The sequence below is a fragment of the Campylobacter sp. CNRCH_2014_2452 genome (assembly GCF_025772865.1).
GTDB classification, from domain to species: domain Bacteria; phylum Campylobacterota; class Campylobacteria; order Campylobacterales; family Campylobacteraceae; genus Campylobacter_D; species Campylobacter_D lari_D.
This window is the reverse complement of sequence record NZ_JAKMSX010000001.1, coordinates 60,466-79,508: the sequence shown is the minus strand read 5'-3', so window position 1 is coordinate 79,508 and position 19,043 is coordinate 60,466. Positions and strand designations below refer to the sequence as shown.

Annotated in this window: 22 protein-coding genes; 11 read left to right on the top strand and 11 right to left on the bottom strand. The window is 28.7% G+C overall.

From position 1 onward, the window contains the following. Positions 1-116 precede the first annotated feature (116 nt). Genes L8X38_RS00370 through L8X38_RS00350 form a run of 5 tightly spaced genes read left to right on the top strand, consistent with a single transcriptional unit; the run spans position 117 to position 4,581 of the window. Positions 117-521: an Rrf2 family transcriptional regulator gene (locus tag L8X38_RS00370; RefSeq protein WP_220567238.1), complete on the top strand. Its 405-nt coding sequence runs from the start codon at positions 117-119 to the stop codon at positions 519-521. Next, entirely contained in the window at positions 514-2,673 is a 2,160-nt protein-coding gene (gene flhA, locus L8X38_RS00365) for a flagellar biosynthesis protein FlhA (protein ID WP_133318796.1), read from the top strand. The genes L8X38_RS00370 and flhA overlap by 8 nt, the downstream gene beginning before the upstream one ends. A gap of 9 nt (positions 2,674-2,682) precedes the next feature. Beyond that, complete coding sequence (locus L8X38_RS00360; RefSeq protein WP_263660952.1) at positions 2,683-3,735, top strand: DHH family phosphoesterase; 1,053 nt, start codon at positions 2,683-2,685, stop codon at positions 3,733-3,735. After that, on the top strand, positions 3,719-3,955 hold the full coding sequence (locus L8X38_RS00355) for a hypothetical protein (RefSeq protein ID WP_263660951.1): 237 nt from the start codon (positions 3,719-3,721) through the stop codon (positions 3,953-3,955). Before L8X38_RS00360 ends, L8X38_RS00355 begins: the two co-directional genes overlap by 17 nt. Further along, positions 3,952-4,581, top strand: a complete 630-nt coding sequence (locus L8X38_RS00350) for a hypothetical protein (protein ID WP_263660950.1) — start codon at positions 3,952-3,954, stop codon at positions 4,579-4,581. The genes L8X38_RS00355 and L8X38_RS00350 overlap by 4 nt, the downstream gene beginning before the upstream one ends. Here the strand turns inward: L8X38_RS00350 and L8X38_RS00345 are convergent. Continuing rightward, the gene (locus L8X38_RS00345) at positions 4,570-4,701 is read right to left on the bottom strand and encodes a hypothetical protein (protein ID WP_256374638.1); all 132 of its coding nucleotides are present in this window, start codon (positions 4,699-4,701) and stop codon (positions 4,570-4,572) included. The two genes, L8X38_RS00350 and L8X38_RS00345, sit on opposite strands and share 12 nt — an antisense overlap. Before the next feature lie 240 nt (positions 4,702-4,941). Here L8X38_RS00345 and L8X38_RS00340 point away from each other — a divergent pair, with 240 nt between their 5' ends. The 3 genes from L8X38_RS00340 to dnaK are packed head-to-tail and all read left to right on the top strand — an operon-like array spanning position 4,942 to position 8,115. Further along, complete coding sequence (locus L8X38_RS00340) at positions 4,942-5,724, top strand: HrcA family transcriptional regulator (RefSeq protein WP_258107533.1); 783 nt, start codon at positions 4,942-4,944, stop codon at positions 5,722-5,724. Next, on the top strand, positions 5,721-6,230 hold the full coding sequence (gene grpE, locus L8X38_RS00335; RefSeq protein WP_114640401.1) for a nucleotide exchange factor GrpE: 510 nt from the start codon (positions 5,721-5,723) through the stop codon (positions 6,228-6,230). The genes L8X38_RS00340 and grpE overlap by 4 nt, the downstream gene beginning before the upstream one ends. Positions 6,231-6,252: 22 nt before the next feature. Then, the gene (dnaK, locus tag L8X38_RS00330) at positions 6,253-8,115 is read left to right on the top strand and encodes a molecular chaperone DnaK (protein ID WP_114640400.1); all 1,863 of its coding nucleotides are present in this window, start codon (positions 6,253-6,255) and stop codon (positions 8,113-8,115) included. 31 nt (positions 8,116-8,146) lie between these two features. On the opposite strand, the gene L8X38_RS00325 is transcribed toward dnaK, so the two are convergent. The 3 genes from L8X38_RS00325 to L8X38_RS00315 are packed head-to-tail and all read right to left on the bottom strand — an operon-like array spanning position 8,147 to position 10,210. Continuing rightward, positions 8,147-8,800 carry a DNA/RNA non-specific endonuclease gene (locus L8X38_RS00325; RefSeq protein WP_258107532.1) on the bottom strand — a complete coding sequence of 218 codons (654 nt, stop codon included), beginning with the start codon at positions 8,798-8,800 and terminating at the stop codon, positions 8,147-8,149. Continuing rightward, on the bottom strand, positions 8,797-9,240 hold the full coding sequence (locus L8X38_RS00320) for a GatB/YqeY domain-containing protein (protein ID WP_263660949.1): 444 nt from the start codon (positions 9,238-9,240) through the stop codon (positions 8,797-8,799). The genes L8X38_RS00325 and L8X38_RS00320 overlap by 4 nt, the downstream gene beginning before the upstream one ends. A gap of 10 nt (positions 9,241-9,250) precedes the next feature. Then, complete coding sequence (locus L8X38_RS00315; RefSeq protein WP_263660948.1) at positions 9,251-10,210, bottom strand: Ppx/GppA family phosphatase; 960 nt, start codon at positions 10,208-10,210, stop codon at positions 9,251-9,253. A gap of 55 nt (positions 10,211-10,265) precedes the next feature. Here L8X38_RS00315 and L8X38_RS00310 point away from each other — a divergent pair, with 55 nt between their 5' ends. Genes L8X38_RS00310 through L8X38_RS00300 form a run of 3 tightly spaced genes read left to right on the top strand, consistent with a single transcriptional unit; the run spans position 10,266 to position 13,694 of the window. Further along, the gene (locus L8X38_RS00310; protein WP_263660947.1) at positions 10,266-11,033 is read left to right on the top strand and encodes a pyridoxine 5'-phosphate synthase; all 768 of its coding nucleotides are present in this window, start codon (positions 10,266-10,268) and stop codon (positions 11,031-11,033) included. After that, the gene (gene pdxA, locus L8X38_RS00305; protein ID WP_263660945.1) at positions 11,030-12,130 is read left to right on the top strand and encodes a 4-hydroxythreonine-4-phosphate dehydrogenase; all 1,101 of its coding nucleotides are present in this window, start codon (positions 11,030-11,032) and stop codon (positions 12,128-12,130) included. Before L8X38_RS00310 ends, pdxA begins: the two co-directional genes overlap by 4 nt. 43 nt (positions 12,131-12,173) lie before the next feature. Beyond that, entirely contained in the window at positions 12,174-13,694 is a 1,521-nt protein-coding gene (locus L8X38_RS00300; RefSeq protein ID WP_133318806.1) for an inorganic phosphate transporter, read from the top strand. Here L8X38_RS00300 and mnmH read toward each other — a convergent pair. Genes mnmH through L8X38_RS00265 form a run of 7 tightly spaced genes read right to left on the bottom strand, consistent with a single transcriptional unit; the run spans position 13,689 to position 18,942 of the window. Then, on the bottom strand, positions 13,689-14,672 hold the full coding sequence (mnmH, locus tag L8X38_RS00295; protein WP_263659103.1) for a tRNA 2-selenouridine(34) synthase MnmH: 984 nt from the start codon (positions 14,670-14,672) through the stop codon (positions 13,689-13,691). The genes L8X38_RS00300 and mnmH overlap by 6 nt on opposite strands. Then, on the bottom strand, positions 14,665-15,153 hold the full coding sequence (locus L8X38_RS00290) for an HIT family protein (protein WP_263660944.1): 489 nt from the start codon (positions 15,151-15,153) through the stop codon (positions 14,665-14,667). Before L8X38_RS00290 ends, mnmH begins: the two co-directional genes overlap by 8 nt. Then, complete coding sequence (locus L8X38_RS00285; RefSeq protein WP_263660943.1) at positions 15,153-15,755, bottom strand: indole-3-glycerol-phosphate synthase TrpC; 603 nt, start codon at positions 15,753-15,755, stop codon at positions 15,153-15,155. Before L8X38_RS00285 ends, L8X38_RS00290 begins: the two co-directional genes overlap by 1 nt. After that, positions 15,740-16,975, bottom strand: a complete 1,236-nt coding sequence (locus L8X38_RS00280) for a tetratricopeptide repeat protein (protein ID WP_220567118.1) — start codon at positions 16,973-16,975, stop codon at positions 15,740-15,742. The genes L8X38_RS00285 and L8X38_RS00280 overlap by 16 nt, the downstream gene beginning before the upstream one ends. Next, the gene (locus tag L8X38_RS00275) at positions 16,951-17,322 is read right to left on the bottom strand and encodes a YkgJ family cysteine cluster protein (protein ID WP_263660942.1); all 372 of its coding nucleotides are present in this window, start codon (positions 17,320-17,322) and stop codon (positions 16,951-16,953) included. Before L8X38_RS00275 ends, L8X38_RS00280 begins: the two co-directional genes overlap by 25 nt. Continuing rightward, positions 17,312-18,004 carry a tRNA1(Val) (adenine(37)-N6)-methyltransferase gene (locus tag L8X38_RS00270; RefSeq protein ID WP_263660941.1) on the bottom strand — a complete coding sequence of 231 codons (693 nt, stop codon included), beginning with the start codon at positions 18,002-18,004 and terminating at the stop codon, positions 17,312-17,314. Before L8X38_RS00270 ends, L8X38_RS00275 begins: the two co-directional genes overlap by 11 nt. After that, positions 17,998-18,942, bottom strand: a complete 945-nt coding sequence (locus tag L8X38_RS00265) for an NAD(P)-binding domain-containing protein (RefSeq protein WP_263660070.1) — start codon at positions 18,940-18,942, stop codon at positions 17,998-18,000. The genes L8X38_RS00270 and L8X38_RS00265 overlap by 7 nt, the downstream gene beginning before the upstream one ends. Positions 18,943-19,043: the final 101 nt, after the last annotated feature.

Here is a 19,043-nt window from a genome sequence, read left to right as displayed (position 1 = left end):
AATTTAAAAAATAAGAAATTTAATATTTAACAACACATATTTTTGATATAATTAAAATTTTTATTTAAAGTTAAAAATAGATATTGTTTATTAATATTTCAATGAAAAGGAAAAAAGTGTTATTTACCAAAGCTAGCGAATATGCTTTATTGTCTTTAATTCATATAGCAAAATCCCAAGAACCACAAGATGTAGATACTATGTCAAGTGTTTTAGATATACCAAAAAGTTTTTTGGCGAAAATTTTACAAGCGCTTGCCAAAGACGCACTTTTGAAATCTTATAAGGGTGCTAAAGGTGGATTTATGCTTGTTAAAAAGCCAAGTGAATACACTTTAAAAGAAATTATTAATAGTGTAGAGAAAAAATCTATCAATGTATTTGAGTGCAGTAATGGAATTTGTCCTTCGCAAAAAGAAGAAAATTGTAAAATTATGCCTGTGTTGGTGAAGCTTCAAAATAAGATAGATGATTTTTTAGTTTCTATTACTCTAGAGGATATTATTCAAAATAATGGCTAAAAGGGATATTTTTAGCTTAGTATTGCCTTGGATTGCTCCACTTGTTGCACCTATTTTAAAGGCAAAGAGTCTAACTATAGTAGCTGTAATTATTGCAATTTTAGCTATTATTATAGTACCTTTACCAAGTATAGTTTTAGATTTTTTTCTTGCATTAAGTATAGCAATTTCAGTTTTAATTATTTTAATTTCTTTATATATACCAAAACCTACAGATTTAACAACTTTTCCAACTATGATTTTAATTATTACGCTTTTTAGACTTTCACTTAACATAGCTACAACGCGTATGATTTTAAGCGAAGGTCATCAAGGTCCAGCTGCTGTTAGTGATATAGTGGCAAGTTTTGGTGAATTTGTTGTTGGTGGAAATTATGTTATAGGTATGGTTGTTTTTTGTATTTTAGTTTTAATCAATTTTATGGTTGTAACTAAAGGTAGTACAAGGGTTTCTGAAGTTCAAGCAAGATTTACCCTTGATGCAATGCCAGGTAAGCAAATGGCTATTGATGCGGATTTAAATGCAGGTTTGATTGATGAAAAAACTGCACGCGCAAGACGCCAAGAAATCATAGCTGAAGCAAATTTTTATGGAGCAATGGATGGTTCTTCTAAATTTATAAAAGGGGATGCTGTTGCTGGGATTATTATCACCATTGTAAATTTAATTGGTGGTTTTATGATAGGTTATTTTCAGCATGATATGGAGCTTGGAGAATGTGCTTCAACTTATACTATATTAACAATAGGTGATGGACTTGTTTCTCAAATTCCTGGACTTATAACTTCAACGGCAACTGCAATTATCATCACGCGTGCTAGTAAAGATGAGGATAATTTTGCTGAAGGTTCTATCAATCAGCTTTTAGGGGAATACAAAACTTTATTAATTGTAGGCTTTGTTTTATTTATATTTGCTTTAGTACCAGGCTTACCACATTTTTCTTTGGGCTTTATGGCTTTGGTGTTTTTAGGACTTGGTTATATGATAAAGCAAGTGCAAGAAGGTAAAATTCAAATCAATGCAATTTCAGCTAAAAAGTCTCAAGAAACCCATGAAGAAGAACAAGCTAAACCTCAAAAACGCAGCGAAGAAGAAATCTTAAAAGAAGAAGAAAATAAAATCACAGATATTTTAAAATTAGAAATTTTAGAATTAGAATTAGGCTATGGACTTATTAAGTTAGCAGAAAGTGAATTAACAGAGCGTATTAGATCAACAAGACGCAATATAGCTCAAAGTTTAGGTTTTTTAATGCCAAAAATTAGAATTAGAGATAATTTGCAATTAAAACCAAATGAATATACTTTTAAACTCAAAGGTGTGGGTATAGCTAGTGCTGAAATTTATCCTGATAAATATCTAGCTATGGATAGTGGTTTTATCACTGAACCTATCGAAGGTATAGCTACTAAAGAACCTGCTTTTAATTCTGATGCTTTGTGGATAGAATCATCTTTAAAAGATGAGGCAACGCTGAATGGTTATATTGTAATTGATCCAGCAAGTGTGATTTCAACCCATATGAGTGAGCTTATAAAAGCTAATGCTTCAGAGCTTTTAACTAAACAAGAAGTGCAAAATTTACTAGATAAAATCAAAAATGATTATCCTATCGTGGTAGATGATTGTTTAAGGGTTGCTAGCATAGGTTTAATTCAAAAAGTTTTAAAAGCTTTACTTAAAGAGCATATTCCTATTAAAGATATGCTTACAATTTTAGAATCAATTAGTGATATAGCTGAAGTAAGCAAGAGTTTGGATATGATTATTGAGCATGTAAGGGCTTCTTTAGCAAGAGCAATTACAAATTTATATGTGGATGAAAAAGGGCAAATTAGCTTTTATATTTTTGATGCTGCTGCAGCTGCAAAATTAATGGAACATGTGCAGTTTAAAGATGGTTCGTATCATTTAATGATAAATGTAGCTCAAACTGGTGCTTTAGTAGAAGCTTTAAAAGCTGAACTTGCAAGTGTGGCAAATACAAGAATTAAGCCTTTCTTGCTTTGTGTTGAGCCACAACTTAGAAAATTCATTGCTGATATTTGTTCTAATTTTGGTATTAATATTACGGTCTTAAGTTTTGCTGAGATTGCAGAAAATACCAAGTTTGAAACAGAAGGTATCATAAAAGTTGATAATTTATAAAGGAAAAATATGAAAATTTATCATCTTTCACATACGGATTTAGATGGCTATACTTGTCAGTATGTGCTAGATTTTTATTTTAAGAATTGTTATTTTTATAATTCTAATTATGGTAAAGAGATTAATGAAAATTTTAATGTGATTTTTAAAAATATAGAGGAAGATTTAAAGCAAAATCCTAATGAAGAATTTGTGATTTTAATCACGGATTTAAATTTAACATTAAGTCAATGTGAAGATTTTCAAAAAGCCATAGAAGGCAAAAAAATCAAACTTTTACTTTTAGATCATCATCAAAGTGGCTTAGAATGTATGCAAAAATATCCTTGGTATTTTTTAGATGATAAAAGATGTGCTACTAAGATTGTTTATGATTTTTTTAGTAAATGTTATGGTGAAAATAAGGCTTTGTCAGAATTTGTGGATGTGGTAAATGCAGTAGATATTTGGTTGAGTGAAGATGAGAATTTTGAACTTGGAAAAGTACTGCTTGGTATGGTTTCTGGAGCAAAAGAAATCAATAGGGTAATGTTTGCACAAGAAAATATCAAATATCTTTTTTATCTTTTTGATGTTTGTAGAAAATACATTCATCAAAAAAATGCTCATATTAATTTAGATGATGATTTGCATGGCTTAAAAAAATCTTTTTTTAAAAAAGAAAATGATGATACCTTAAGCAATTTAATTTCAAAATTTGTGGTAGAAAGACTAAGTGTAAATAAAGAAAAATTTAGTGTATTTTATAAAGGAAGTAAAGGTTTATTAACTTCAAATATAGGCAATACTTCCGTAATTGGAAATGATTTTTTAATGCAAAATCCTGATTTTGATTTTTTTGTTGATCTTAGTTCGAGAAAAACCTTAAGTTTTAGAGCAAATAATAAAATCGATGTGAGTTTGATGGCTAAAAGTTTGGTCAATGGGGGAGGGCATAAAAATGCTAGCGGAGGATTGTTTGCTGCGTATAAAGATAGCTCTAATTATGATTTTATAAAAGCACAATTTGTAGATTTGATTAAAAGCAAAGAATTAAAGGAAAATAATGAAAACAAATCATGATTTTAAAGAAGAAATAGAAAATTTACAATATGAATTAAGCATAGTTTTAGAAGCAATGCTCTTGTTTACTGGGGTAAAAAGAACAAAATTAGAAAAAGCAATTGGAGTTTATATTGATTGTATTGATGAGGTTTGTCAAAATACCCAAAAAGAAGGAGTTGATGAGATTTTAGAAGTAGTGGAGTACTTAAAAATTCATCATAAAGATTTATTTGAATGAAAAATTTATTATTGCTTTTTATAGGAATTTTTTCTTATGCAAATATCTATGAAGATTTAAGTGATTTTGCTTATAATAAACAAAACACGCTAAATTTAAGCTCTAGTCAAGCTTTATTTTTAGAATACAAACAAAACAAGCAAGCTTGTGTGGATATAGTACTTGCTAAAGATAAGGCTTTCGTGGTTAAAATTTATCCATTGTGTGAAAAATTAAACGAAAAAAGTCTAAATGAATACTTAAATACGCAATTTATAAGTTTATACACTAAAGATTTATCAAAACTAAGAAAAGAAATTGCTGATATTAAAAATATTATGCGCGATTTTATGATTTATTATACCTTACATCAATCTTTTGCAAATGAAATTAAAAAAATGAGTAAAAATGATAAATTACAAGCGTATGAACTAGATGAGAAAAAAGGTGGAAAAATTCTCTACAAGGTCAATAATCAAGCTTGTGTAATTTTTGATTTATATTTAGATGAAAATTTGCAAGCTAGTATGCAAGTAAGTGGAATAGAAAATTTGGATAAAACTTGTATGGAGTTAATCTCATCCCCTGATTTTAAAGACTTATCTTTCACAAAAGAGGGTATGAGAAAATATAAATTAAAAAACTAATCTAAAAAATCTTAAATAATATAACTTTAAAATTCTACTTAAAGCCATTTTTTTTCTTTCTATATTGGAAAACACATAAGCTTCAAGATCTTGCTTTTCTCTTAAAGTAAGATTTTTCATTATTATAAACCTTTTAAAAAATATTGCTAGACGCAATTATATTATCTTTTCTTTTAAAAAAACTGAAAAATAAGTTTTTATATATTATATATAAATGGCTAAATAAACTTTAGTTATATAGACTAAATAATTTTAAATATTTTTATTTAAAAATAACTTGACATTATTATACTAAAGTTGTATAATTATTTTGTCACTTAAAAACATTGAGTGCTAAAATAAAAAATTTAAGGTTTTATAGTGAAGTCTTATAGTAAAAAAGATTTAATTTTAAAAACTATCATTGAAACCTATCTAGAGGGTAATAACCCTGTGGGTTCTAATGAGTTAAATCATAAAGTTAGCATACCTGCTTCTACTATAAGAGTTTATTTTAAAAAATTAAGCGATGAGGGTGTATTAACGCAACTTCATATTAGCAGTGGTCGCATACCAACTTTTAGTGCTATGAAGGCTTATTGGTATGAGCAACTTTGCGAAGATGAGATTGTGATTAACGATCTTGCATTGTTGGAGTTTTTGCTTGATAAGTTTGAAATTTATACCTTAGTTTATGGTGGCGATGAGCTTATTTTGCAAGATATTACCAAGGTTAATGATAAATTTATCATACTTGATTTTGGACAAAATGAGTTGGTTTTAAGATTTAGCCAAGATAGTCTGGTTTTCTTACAAAGACTTATAGGGCTTGATCTAAAAAGTATTGAAAATTTAGCTTTTAGAGTTGAGTTTAAAGAGTTATTGGAAAAAATAACTATGCTAAAAGAAGCTATGGTTTATTATAGATATAATGAGAGTAAAGCTTATCAAATTTATCAAAATGATGAATTTGCTAAGCTTTTATCTCCTCAAATTGGATTTTATTTTAACGATAAATTGCAATTTGATCCTTTATTTGAAGAGGGTTTTATGGGATTAAAGCTTAAGAGTACATTTTTAGGCAAAGAATCTAATGTGGTTTTTGCTGGTAGTGTGTATTCTGATTTTAAAACAATGTTAAATATTATAAAGGAGGCTGCGTGAGCGAAGAAAAGCAAAATGAGCAAATGCAAGAAGAAGCAGTGGAAAATTCAGAAAATCAAAACAATGAATTAGAAAAACTTCAAGCAGAGTATAATGAGTTAAAAGATACTTATTTAAGAGCAAATGCTGAATTTGAAAATATCAAAAAAAGAATGGAAAAAGAAAAAATTTCAGCAACAATTTATGCAAATGAAAGTTTTGCTAAAGATTTGCTTGATGTAGTTGATGCATTAGAGGCGGCTATTAATGTAGAAGCTAATGATGAATTAAGTTTGAAAATAAAAGAAGGGGTTCAAAACACTTTAGACTTGCTTTTGAAAAAACTTGAAAAACATATGGTTAAAGCAATAGAAGCAAATGGTGAGTTTGATCCAAATTTACATGAAGCGATGTTTCATGTTGAAAGCGCCGATCATGAAAGTAATCATATTGTCCAACTTTTACAAAAGGGCTATATGATGAATGATAGAGTAATTAGATCAGCAAAAGTTAGTGTTGCAAAATAAAATTTAATAAAAAGGATAAAAAATGGCAAAAGTTATAGGTATAGATTTAGGTACAACAAATTCTTGTGTGAGTGTATATGAAAGAGGCGAGAGTAAAGTTATCCCAAATAAAGAAGGTAAAAACACTACTCCTTCAGTAGTTGCTTTTACAGATAAGGGAGAAGTTTTAGTTGGAGATAGCGCTAAGCGTCAAGCTGTGACTAATCCTGAAAAAACTATTTATTCTATAAAAAGAATTATGGGTTTGATGATCAATGAAGAAGCAGCAAAAGAAGCTAAAAATCGCTTACCTTATCATATCACAGAGAGAAATGGGGCTTGTGCGATTGAAATAGCAGGTAAAATTTATACTCCACAAGAAATTTCAGCAAAAGTTTTAATGAAATTAAAAGAAGATGCAGAAGCTTTCTTGGGTGAAAAAGTAGAAGATGCGGTTATTACTGTTCCAGCGTATTTTAATGATGCACAAAGAAAAGCTACAAAAGAAGCAGGACAAATTGCAGGGTTGAATGTATTAAGAATTATCAACGAACCAACTGCAGCAGCTTTAGCTTACGGACTTGATAAAAAAGAAAGTGAAAAAATTGTAGTTTATGATTTAGGTGGTGGTACATTTGATGTTACTGTGCTTGAAACAGGTGATAATGTTGTAGAAGTTTTAGCAACAGGCGGTAATGCATTTTTAGGCGGTGATGATTTTGATAATAAATTAATCGACTTTTTAGCAAATGAGTTTAAAGATGAAACAGGTATTGATCTTAAAAACGATGTAATGGCTTTACAAAGATTAAAAGAAGCAGCTGAAAATGCTAAAAAAGAATTAAGTTCAGCTAATGAAACTAATATTAATTTACCATTTATCACAGCTGATGCAAGTGGCCCAAAACACTTAACTAAAACTCTAACAAGAGCTAAATTTGAAAGTATGATTGATGGTTTAGTTGCTGAAACTATTAGTAAAATTAACGAAGTAGTAAAAGATGCAGGACTTGATAAAAGTGAAGTAAAAGAAATCGTTATGGTGGGTGGTTCTACTCGTGTTCCACTAGTACAAGAAGAAGTTAAAAAAGCCTTTGGAAAAGAGCTTAATAAATCAGTAAATCCTGATGAAGTTGTTGCAATTGGAGCGGCGATTCAAGGTGCGGTTATTAAAGGTGATGTTAAAGATGTATTATTGCTTGATGTTACTCCGCTTTCTTTAGGTATTGAAACTTTAGGTGGTGTGATGACTAAAATCATCGAAAAAGGTACAACTATACCAACTAAAAAAGAGCAAGTTTTCTCAACTGCTGAAGATAATCAAAGCGCAGTTACTATCAATGTTTTACAAGGTGAGAGAGAATTTAGCCGTGATAATAAATCTTTAGGAAATTTCAATCTTGAAGGAATTCCACCAGCACCTCGTGGTATGCCACAAATTGAAGTAACTTTTGATATTGATGCAAATGGTATTTTAACAGTTAGTGCAAAAGATAAAGCTACAGGTAAGGCTCAAGAGATTAAAATCACAGGTTCAAGTGGATTAAGTGAAGAAGAAATCAATAATATGGTAAAAGATGCAGAGCTTCACAAAGAAGAAGATAGAAAACGCAAAGAAGCAGTAGAAGCTAGAAATGCTGCTGATAGTTTGGTACATCAAGTAGAAAAATCTTTAAGTGAGCTTGGAGATAAAGTAGGTGATGATGATAAAGCAAATATTCAAAAAGCTTTAGATGAGTTAAAAGAGACATTGAAAAATGCTAATGCTTCTAAAGAAGAAATCGAAGGCAAAATGAAAGCTTTAAGTGAAGTTTCTCATAAATTAGCAGAAAATATGTATAAAAAAGAAGAACCAAACGCTCAAAAGAAAAAAGACGATGATGTAATCGATGCTGAGGTTGAGTAAAAACTAAACTAGAAGCCTTGTTGCTTCTAGTTTAATCAATATATTTTTTACAATCTTCCTTAAAATAATTTCTATCAAATCTTGCAAAATTATCATTATTTGGCACTTTATAACATTCGCTGAAATTTTTAGCCTTAAGAATTTTGATATAAAAACTAGGAATGGCTATGTTGTTTTTAATGCGTTTTGGCTTATCATCATAAAGTACTAAATTTAAGACTTCTAATTCTTTATTTTTCTTTGCTAAATATCTTTCTCTTTGTTCGATTTCATTCCAAATTTCTGCATTAATATCTTTTTTTTGCGGAGTGATATTGCTCATTAAAAAAGTGCTAAGTTGGGCTTGTGGGGTTGCATTCATGGATTGATTTGGCACGACATGTCCTCTTGTATAACCACTTCTTAGATAATCCTCCCAATAAGTTCTATACTTTTTAGGAATATTGGTATCATCTTTAAATTTTGGGCGTTTTTTGATGTGTCCTTGATTTAAAATTTTAGCTTCTAGTTTATAAGCAATTGCTTTAGTGCCTTTATAATTATAATCATAACAATTAATATAATAATATTTATCCATTAATAAAGAGCAGTCTTTAAAATAAGCTTTAAAACTAGGATGTAATTCATATTGAGTATAAGCAAAAGAGCTTAAAGCTAAGGCGCAAAGTGTTAAAACTTTTTTCATGCTAAAAGCTTTCTTACCATTTCATTAAGTCTTTTACCATCAACGCTTGCACCAAAAGCCGCTTTAGCTTCTTTCATCAAAATACCTTGTTCTTTTAAAGAGCTAATTTGTAATTTTTCTATAAGTTTTTTTAGCTCACTTTCTAATTCCTCATCGCTAAGTTGTTTTGGTAAATAAGCACTTAAAATAGCTACTTCTTGGAGTTCCTTTTGTGCTAAATCTTCTCTAGAACCTTTGCTAAAAGCAAGTGCAGCTTCATTTCGTTTTTTAATCTCACTCGCAATGATTTTATATATTCTTTCATCATTAAGTGTGATTCTCTCATCAACTTCTATTTGTTTAAAGCTAGCATTAAGTGTTCTTAAAGTGTTTCTTTTAAAATCATCTTTATTACGCATAGCTTCTTTGATATCTTCTAAAATTTGATCTTTTAAACTCATTTTTTCTCCTTTAAAATTTGATATTTTTAAAATGTGCTATACACACACCTTCTCTAACACCATCATCAATCACAATGAGCTTTTGCTTATTAAATAAAGCAAAAAGTATCATTGAGCCTGCTATGAGGTATTTTTTTCTATTTTCTCCAAGATAAATTTTAGCTTTTTCTTGTTCTAAATTCCAAATTTTTAATGCAAAATCAAAAAAATCTTTGCGTTTGAGTATTTTACCATTTACACTTTCTTCTAGGTAGTCTTTGTATTTTATGTTTTGTTTATAAGCACAAAGTGTGGTAGGTACTCCTGAATTTAGTATGAAAAAATTTCCTTTTAATTTTATATCTTTACTAAGATTAAAAGCTTTTAAGGCAAGTTGCTTTAAATGCGCAGGGTAGGGGCTTAGATGAATTTTTAATTTTTCATCTTTAATACGCACAAGATTTTGTGGATATTTTTTAAAAAATCTTACATAAACACTTGGTTTTATGGCTTTAAAATGCATTCTTTCATAAAAACTAATGATTCCAAAATCATAACTTTTGCTAAATTTATCATTTGAAATTTCACAAGAAGCACCGCCCAAATCACAATAACTTAAGTCTTTTCTAAAAAGTTTAAGAGCTTTAAGACGCTCTTGCATACCTAAAATGCTTAGTTTTGCTTCGGTTTTTGCATCGATTAATTTTATATCAAGTTTAAATTCTTTTTGAATTTTTTCAAAAATAAGCTTAGTATTTTTTGCTTTTCTAAAAGCAGCTGTGGCGACTGCTTTAGCTTGACTTAAGTTATAATTTTTTTCTTTTAAGATTTTCAAAGCGCTAAAAATTCTTTCTATAGCTTCATCACTAATGGTGTCATTTTGCATATTTTTAGCTGCTCCTATGATAAATTCTTCGCTTTTTAATTTATTAAAATTCTCATCCATCAAAACAGCTCTCAATGTATTTGAACCCATATCAATACCTAGCACTAGCTCTCCTTAAAAAATTTAAAGTATAATAGCAAAAAACTTATAAGGAAAACTTATGCTTTTAGGGGTTAATATCGATCATATAGCAGTTTTAAGAGAAGCTAGAAAAGTAAATGATCCTGATTTGCTTGAAGCTGCGTTTTTGAGTGCAAATTTAGCTGATCAAATCACTATCCATGTAAGAGAAGATCGTCGTCATGCTAATGAGTTTGATTTAGAAAATATCTTAAAATACTGCAAGTGTGTAGTGAATTTAGAATGCTCTATTGATATGATAGAATATGCTTTAAAATACAAACCCTCGCGCGTTACTTTAGTACCTGAAAAAAGACAAGAGCTTACAACAGAAGGTGGTTTAAATTTAGACAATAAAAAACTACAAGAAGCCATTAATGCTTTAAAACAAGAGCAAATTGAAGTTTCTTTATTTATTGATCCAAATTTAGAAGATATTAATAAATCATCTTCTTTAAATGCTGATTTTATAGAGCTTCATACAGGATTGTATGCTAATATTTATAATGCATTATATACCAATATCAATCAAACTTCTTATGCATTGCCTGAATTAATTTTAAGTAAAAATGAACTCAAAAAGCTTTTAGAAAATGAACTCCAAAGATTAAAACAAAGTGCGAGTTTGGCTAAGGGTTTAAATTTAAGAGTGGCAGCTGGTCATGGGCTTAATTATAAAAATGTAAAAAATATTGTGGATATTTTAGAAATAGAAGAGTTAAATATAGGTCAAAGCATAGTAGCAAGATCGGTTTTTGTAGGCTTAGAAAAAGCTATATTGCAAATGAAAGCTTTGATTAAAAGATGAAAAAAATTGCTATTAGTATAGGAGATTTAAATGGTATAGGTATGCAAATTTTATTATCTTGTCATGATGAGCTAGTAAAAATTTGTGAGCCATATTATTTTGTGCATTATGAATTATTTCAAAAAGCAAATAAACTTTTAAAAATAAATCCTAAATCTAAAATCAATTTAGTTGAAATTTCTAATGCTTCAAAACCACATTTTGCCTTTAAAGAAGAAAAAGAAAATTTTTTAATTTATGAGTTTTCATATCAAGCTAATAAAATTATTGATTTTGATTTTGAGTTAAATCCTGCAAATTTAGACGCTAAAAGTGGAGCTTATTCTTTTTTAAGTTTTGAAGGAGCTAGTTATTGCACGCATTTATTTTTAGATGCTTTAGTAACTTTACCGATTAATAAAAAAACTTGGCAAATGGCAGGAGTGAGCTATAAAGGTCATACTGAAGCACTAAGAGATTTTTTCAAACAAGATGCTATTATGATGTTAGGGTGTGATGAGCTTTTTGTGGCTTTATATACTGAGCATATGCCTTTAAGAGATGTTTATAAAGAAATTAAGGCTTTTGAACTTGCGAAATTTTTAATTAATTTTTATCAATGCACTTTATTTGAAAAAATTGGAGTTTTGGGTTTTAATCCTCATGCAAGCGATAATGGCGTAATAGGTGGAGAGGAAGAGCAAGAAATAAAAAAGGCTATAAGAATGGCAAATGTATTTTTAAAAGATCATGCATTAAATTTACAAAATTTAGAAAATGAATATTTTTTAAGTCAAAAAGAAAAAGAGTTTTCTTATAAGGAAAATATTTTTTTAAGTGAGCCTTTAGTGGCCGATAGTGCTTTTACTCCTTTTGCATTAAGTAAATGCAAGTATTTAGTCAGTATGTATCATGATTTAGCCTTAGCACCTTTAAAAGCTTTATATTTTGATAAAAGCATTAATGCGAGTTTAAATTTACCCATAATTCGAACTAGTGTTGATCATGGAACAGCTTATGATAAGGCTTATAAAAATGAAAAAATAAACTTACAAAGTTATATGCAAGCAGTAAAATCTGCTTTACAATTTTTACAAATCAAAGAAAAAAATAAGTAAAAGTTACTAAAATATTCTTAAAATAATTTCTTAAGGAGAATGCTTGAGTAAAGACAATACCATTGCATTTTTTATTTTTATTGTAAGCGTTTTGTGTTTTTTTGTTTGGGGTTATAATTATATTCCTAATAATTCCATGATATTATTTATTCTTGCTAGTGTATTTGGAATTTTTATGGCCTTTAATGTTGGTGGTAATGATGTTGCAAATTCATTTGGCACTAGCGTGGGAGCTAAGACAGTTACTATTAAGCAAGCTTTAATTATTGCAGCAGTATTTGAATTAAGTGGAGCTGTGTTTGCAGGTGGGGAAGTAACTAATACTATAAGAAGTGGTATAGTAGTTTTACCAGATAGTGTTGATCCTATGGTGTTTGTATGTGTAATGCTTTCAGCTTTGCTAAGTTCAGGTATTTGGTTATTTATAGCAACAAAAAAAGGACTTCCAGTTTCTACTACTCATAGCATTATAGGTGGTATTGTAGGTTCAAGTATAGCTATGGGGTTTGTATTTTTTGATCAAGACCAAGCTTTTTCTATGGTAAATTGGAATGGTATTTATAAAATAGCTATGAGTTGGGTTATTTCTCCTTTACTTGGTGGACTTGTGGCGTATTTAATTTATGCTTATATTTATAAAAAAATACTTCAACCTTCGGCTTTGATTAATATGCAAATAAAAGAAATTAAAAAAGAAAAAAAGGAGTTTAAAGAAAATTTTTTTATCAATTTAAAAAACAAAAGTCAAGAAGAGCAAATTAAAGAATTAAGTGCCATTGTTTTAGATGATGATGAAAAAAGAAGTGAATATAAGTTAAAAATTAAAGAATTAAAAGAAAAAGAAAAAAATATAGATGTTTTTTCTAAAATGAAATTTCATGTTCCTTTGGTTGCAGGGATAGCTGCTTTAATAATAGCGTCAATGTTTTTATTTAAAGGTTTAAATAAAGTTTCTACTTTAGATATGGTGCAGAATTTATGGATAGTTTCTATTATTTCTATTTTTGCTTATATAGTTACTTTGGCTGTTGTAAGATTGATGAAAAAAACTGAAGTAAATAAAACTATAGAAAAGATTTTTTCGTGGTTTCAAATTTTTACTGCTTCTAGTTTTGCTTTTTCGCATGGAGCTAATGATATAGCTAATGCTCTTGGACCATTTGCTGCGATTTTAGATGTGCTTAAAAATAATACCATTAATCCAAGTTCGCCAGTGCCATTTGCTGTAATGCTTATGTTTGGTATAGCTTTGGTTATTGGACTTTGGTTTTTAGGTAAAGAAGTTATTCAAACTGTTGGTTCAAAACTAGCAGAAATTAAGCCAACAACAGGCTTTAGTGCTGAACTTGGTGCAAGTATTGTTATACTTTTAGCAACTCAACTTGGAATTCCAGTTAGCTCAACCCATATTTTAATCGGCGCTATTTTGGGTATAGGGGTGTTTAATAAAGATGCTAAATGGGGTATGATGAAACCTATTGGTTTAGCTTGGGTTATTACTTTACCAGTTGCTGGAATTCTTTCAAGTATTATTTTTGTAATTTTTGTAAATATAATCTTATGAGTTTAAACTCATAAGATATTTTTTAGCTTCATTTAAATTAGAGCTATTTATAAAATAATCAATTTTTGCAGGTTTTTTATATACTTTATCATAATATTCAAAAAGCATTTTTACACAAAGTTCTAAATTATTTTCTTCATAATTTTTACAAAGTCTTAATTTAAAATCCTTGCTGATATAAGGTGATATTTTTTCAACGCATTGATAAAATACTTTTTTATCCATTGGAGTATAGTTTTTTAAAACTCTTTGAATGCGTAAATTTATATCACACTCGCACCAAATTTTCTTAGCTTTTTGCATACTATTATATAAATTTAGCGGGATAGTTAAATTTCCAATTTGTCTGCTTTCAGCTTCTATAAAACAAGTTTTGTGAGTATAATCTTTTAAAAAATAAAACAACTTATCTTCAAAGGCTTTTTGGCTTGGTTGTTCTCCATAAATTTTACCAAAACTTGATCCTTGGTGGTTAGCTAGTTTTTCTAAATTTAAAGCATTATTTAAAGTTTCGATTAAATCACTTTTACCGCTTGCCGTATTACCACAAAGACATAAAAACTCAATATTTAAATCTTTCCTAAAAAACTCACTCACATAACTTCTATAGGCCTTGTATCCACCTTCTAATCTTACAACTCTATAACCAAGTTCAGCCAAGATTAAAGCAATAGCTTTTGATCTTTTACCACCTCTTGCACAATAAATTCCCACCAAAGAACCTATTTTATAATTTTGATAAAGTTTATTAATATGTTCACTCATATTTTTACAAATATAACTTGCACCTTTTGCTTTAGCTAAGCCTTTATTTTTCTTATAAAGTGTGCCTATTTCTTCAAATTCATTATCATTTAATGCGTAGTAATTTTGCGCAGATTTTATATGAGCAAGTTTGTATTCTTTGGGACTTCTTACATCAATTAAAAGATCAAAATTAAATTTTAAAAAATTTTCAAAATCAACTTCTTTATACATAATCTTTAAAAGCTTTGTATAAGGTGGTATAAACTTTTCCCAAATCACTCCCACAAACTCTAGTTTGTCCTATGGTAGTGATAAAATTTGTATCCCCTTGCCATCTTGGGATTAAATGATAATGACAATGCGGCGCTATGCCAGCTCCTGCTGCACTGCCTAAATTCATACCTATATTAACACCCTTGGCATGAAAGTTTTCTTTTAAAATTTTAACTCCAATACGCACAAAATGGCTAATTTCTAGCCATGTATCATTATTTAAATCTTCTATATTTTCTAAATGATCATAAGGGATAATCATGAAATGACCCGGACTATAAGGGTATTTATTCATAATGCCAAAACATTCTTTAGCTCTAAAAATTACCCCAAGTTTTTCATCTTCATTGAGTTCATACTTACAATGACAAAAAGGACAAAAATTTTTATCTTTATTATTAAAATAAACATCTCTCCAAGGTGCGTATAAATACTCCATCAACTCTCCTTTATGCAAGCATGTAGATTTTTGATATTTTTACTTATAAGAGCTTTATTTTTTGGTATCAAAGGTAATAGCTTTTCATCTTCTAATAAAAAAATTCTAGCTCCTGCTAAAATAGCATTATTAAGATCGCTTTTGCTTTCAATATAAAAAATGGCCTCTAAGCCAAGATGTATTGCAAAACTATAAAGTTTTTTTAGTTGCATAGTTTTTAGTATTTTAGGAAATACAATAAACGCATCAGCTCCATATACCAAGCTTTCCAAAATTTGATATTCATCAAAAATAAAGTCAAATTGCACAATGGGTTTGTCATGATAGCGTCTAAAAAGACTTAAATTTTGTATGTCTTGATTAAGCAAAGGACTTGTTGGTAAAACGATAGCATCAAAATTTTCATGATTAAAATTTAAATCTTTGGAGTATAAAAAATGCGAAAGTTTTCTTTCAAGCAAAAGTGTGTAAATATCTTTAGGATAAAAAGCATTAGAAGCTAGGCTTCTGCCCAGCATATCATAAGGAAAAATTTCTTTTTTATTTTCTAGAATTTTTTGTGTTTTTGAAAAATGATCTTTTAAATCTATTGTTTTAAACATTTTTCAATGGCCTTTAAGTGATCTTTGCTTTCTTGGGAATTTGCAAATTCTTTATCGTGGAATGTTTTTTGTAAAATTTCATAAGCTTTTTTGCAATTTTTAAGTTTATAATAGCCCCAAGCTAAAGAGTCTAGGTAGTAAAGATTTTGTGGTTCTTGTTCAAGTGCCCAGCCTACTAATTCTATGCCTTTTGCAATATCAATATCATATTCGATTAAGGCATAGCCATAGTAGTTTTGATATAAAGCATCGCTACGCACATCTACACTTTGTTCAAATTTTTTCATAATAGAAGCTAGAATTTTTGGATCCGTGATTTTTTTACTTTTAGAATCCATATAAATTTCAAATTCTAAAACCCCTGCCATAGAAAGGTATTTTTTATCTTTGCTAAGTTCATAATGTTTTAAAGCTATTTCGTAAGCTTTTTTATAATTTTTTGTTTGTGTATATAAGAAAATTTTAGTATCAGGATCTATGTTGTATTGTTGGACTAAATTTAGAGCTTGTTTATAATTTTTTTCTTGCACTAGTAATTCTATCATAGCATATATATATTTAATATCATTGTTGAGTTTATATAGTTTTTCAAGGGTTTGAATGCTTGCCTTATTGTTTTTTTGCTCTTGATAAATTTTTAAAAGTAGGGTGCATGTTTTAAGAGTGCATTGTGAATTTTTTACAAATTCTTCTAAAGCTTTTTTAGCTTGATCGATATTTTTATTTTTAATATTAATTTCAACTATTTTAAGTAATAAATTTTCATGTTCAAAAAGCTTATAAGCAAGATTGTATTGCTCTAAAGCTTTGGTGTATAAAGCTTTTTTAGCAAAAATATCACCTAGTATTTCATAGTTTCTATAATCTTGCTCTTCTTTAATGAGTTTATAAAGTATAGTTTCGGCTTGTTTATAATCTCCTATTTCAAAAAAATGCAAAGCATTTAATCTTGCAATAGCTGTATGATTTAAAAATTCTTTAGAGGCTTTTAAAAGTTCATCTTTTTGTTTTAAGTTAGCACCCAAAGCTAAAAGCAATGCTTTTTGTAAATAGATACTTTCATTATTTTCATGAAATAAATTTGTATAAATATCACATGCTTTTTGAAACTGTCCATGTTCTTCATAAATGAGTGCTTGTAAGATTTTATCTTCGCTTTTAGCCAAAGCAAGGTTTGTTAGGATAAAAACGATAATTAGTGAAAGCAAACCCCTATACATTCTTCTTTCAACTCCTCTTTGTGTGTTTTAAAATACTCCCAAAATGGAAAAGTTTTACATTGTTTTGGTCTATGCTTGTAAATTAAACATTTTTTATACATTGTATCAAAAAAAATACAACGATAGCCATTTTCATGCTTTACTTCTTTAAAACTATATTTAAATCCAACTTTGATAAGGTATTGTTCTTTAAAGGCTTCAAAGCTTAAATTTAAAAAAGCAGCAATAGCTTCTAGCTCTTCTTTGCTAGCATAGATATATCCACTTTCTCCAGTGCAGCATTTTCCACCGCATGTTTTACAAGCATTTTCATCAAAAGAATAATCAAAGTTTTTTTCACATATCATAGCTTATAGTTCCTGTATTTTCATAAATTTCGCTAATTTTTGGATTTAAAACATTATTTTCATACATAAAAAGCGTAGGCATTATCACACAAGGGCTTTTACTATTTTTTTTAATATGCATTAAAACAAGCCTTGCATTAGTTTGTGTATTGGTGTGAATGCATTGAAGAGAAACTAGCTTTAATTTAAATTGCTTTAAAGAAGCACAAATTTCATCTAAAAAACTTGCCTCATAGCACATAAAAAAACTACCATTTGGCTTGATTAAAGTATTTATTTTAGCAAACATCTTCTCAAGCGGCATAAATTCTTGATATCTTGATATACATAAATGCAAATCTTGGCTTTTTTGTGTATTTTTTTTATAAAATGGAGGATTAGAGATTAAAAAATCAAATTTTATATCACTTTTATAGTTTAAAAAGTCTTCGCAAATGCTTTGAATTTCAAGTTTATTTTCTTTGGCATTTTTATAACTTAGTTTGATATTTTGCTCTTGAATATCTAGTAGATAAACTTTTGAATTTGGAAATTTTTGCTTTACTAAAAGTCCTAAAATTCCACATCCACATCCTATATCAAGGATATTTCCTTTTAAGTTATTTTTAGATAAAAAGTCAAAAAGTAAAAGGCTATCATTATTATAACGATAGCCTTTTGAATATTGAAAGAGTTTTAGCATTTATAAAGATGATCGCAGATTTTAAATGAATCATTTAAACCCACTACAATAGAAGCTCCGTTTTTACTCGCTATATCGCCTGCTACAAATAATCCTTTTACATTACTTTCTTTGTTTTCATCAAAGCTTGGCACACCTTTTTCATCAACTTCTATAGAGCATTTTTGTAAGAAATCAAGTGGAGTTGAACCACCAATAGCATAAATAATGCGATCATAAATTTCACTTGTATTGTTAGTGAAATTTACTTTAGCTTTGCCATTTTCATCTTCAATACCAGTTATATCTATGCCGAGTTTTGCTTTTACACTGCCTTGCTCAAAAGCTTTTTGAATATCTTCAAGATTAATATCGTTTAATCTTGAGAAAGTTTCTCTTCTATAGCAAAGTGTAACATCGTTATTTTTAGCTAAATCTATAGCGTATTCTGCTGCTGAATTTCCACCGCCTACAACTAAGATTTTTTCATCTTGGCTTGTTGAATTTGCATTAAAATTGATGATTTTTGTTAAAGTTATAGGTAAAGTATAGCTTGGTTTATTTGGCTTACCCATTCTACCTATGGCAATAACTGCATTTTTACAAATATAATTTTCATTTGCAGTACTAACGATGAAATTTTCTCCATCTTTTTTAACACTTTCAACTTCACTAGAAAGCTTTACTTCAAGATTATGCTCTTTGATAGCATTTTGGAAAGTTTCTATCGTACTTTCTCTAGTTCCATCTTCAAAATTTATATGCCCGTGATTTGTGCTATCACAACCTTTATAAGCTTTGTCTACTCTTTTACCTTCTTTGTAAAATTTTACTAAGGTTTGACAAATCGCATCAGCTTTTTCTAAAACAATAACTTCTTTATTTTTTATTTTAGCTTCTACTCCTGCTGCAATACCTGCAGGGCCAGCGCCAATAACTACCATATCAAAAATTTTCATTATTTCCCTTTTTTAATTTTTAGTTTATGTAAATGTATCAAAAAAACAATAATAAAAAATAAAAAACAGAAATTATTTTTATTTTGTAAATAAATTTTTTA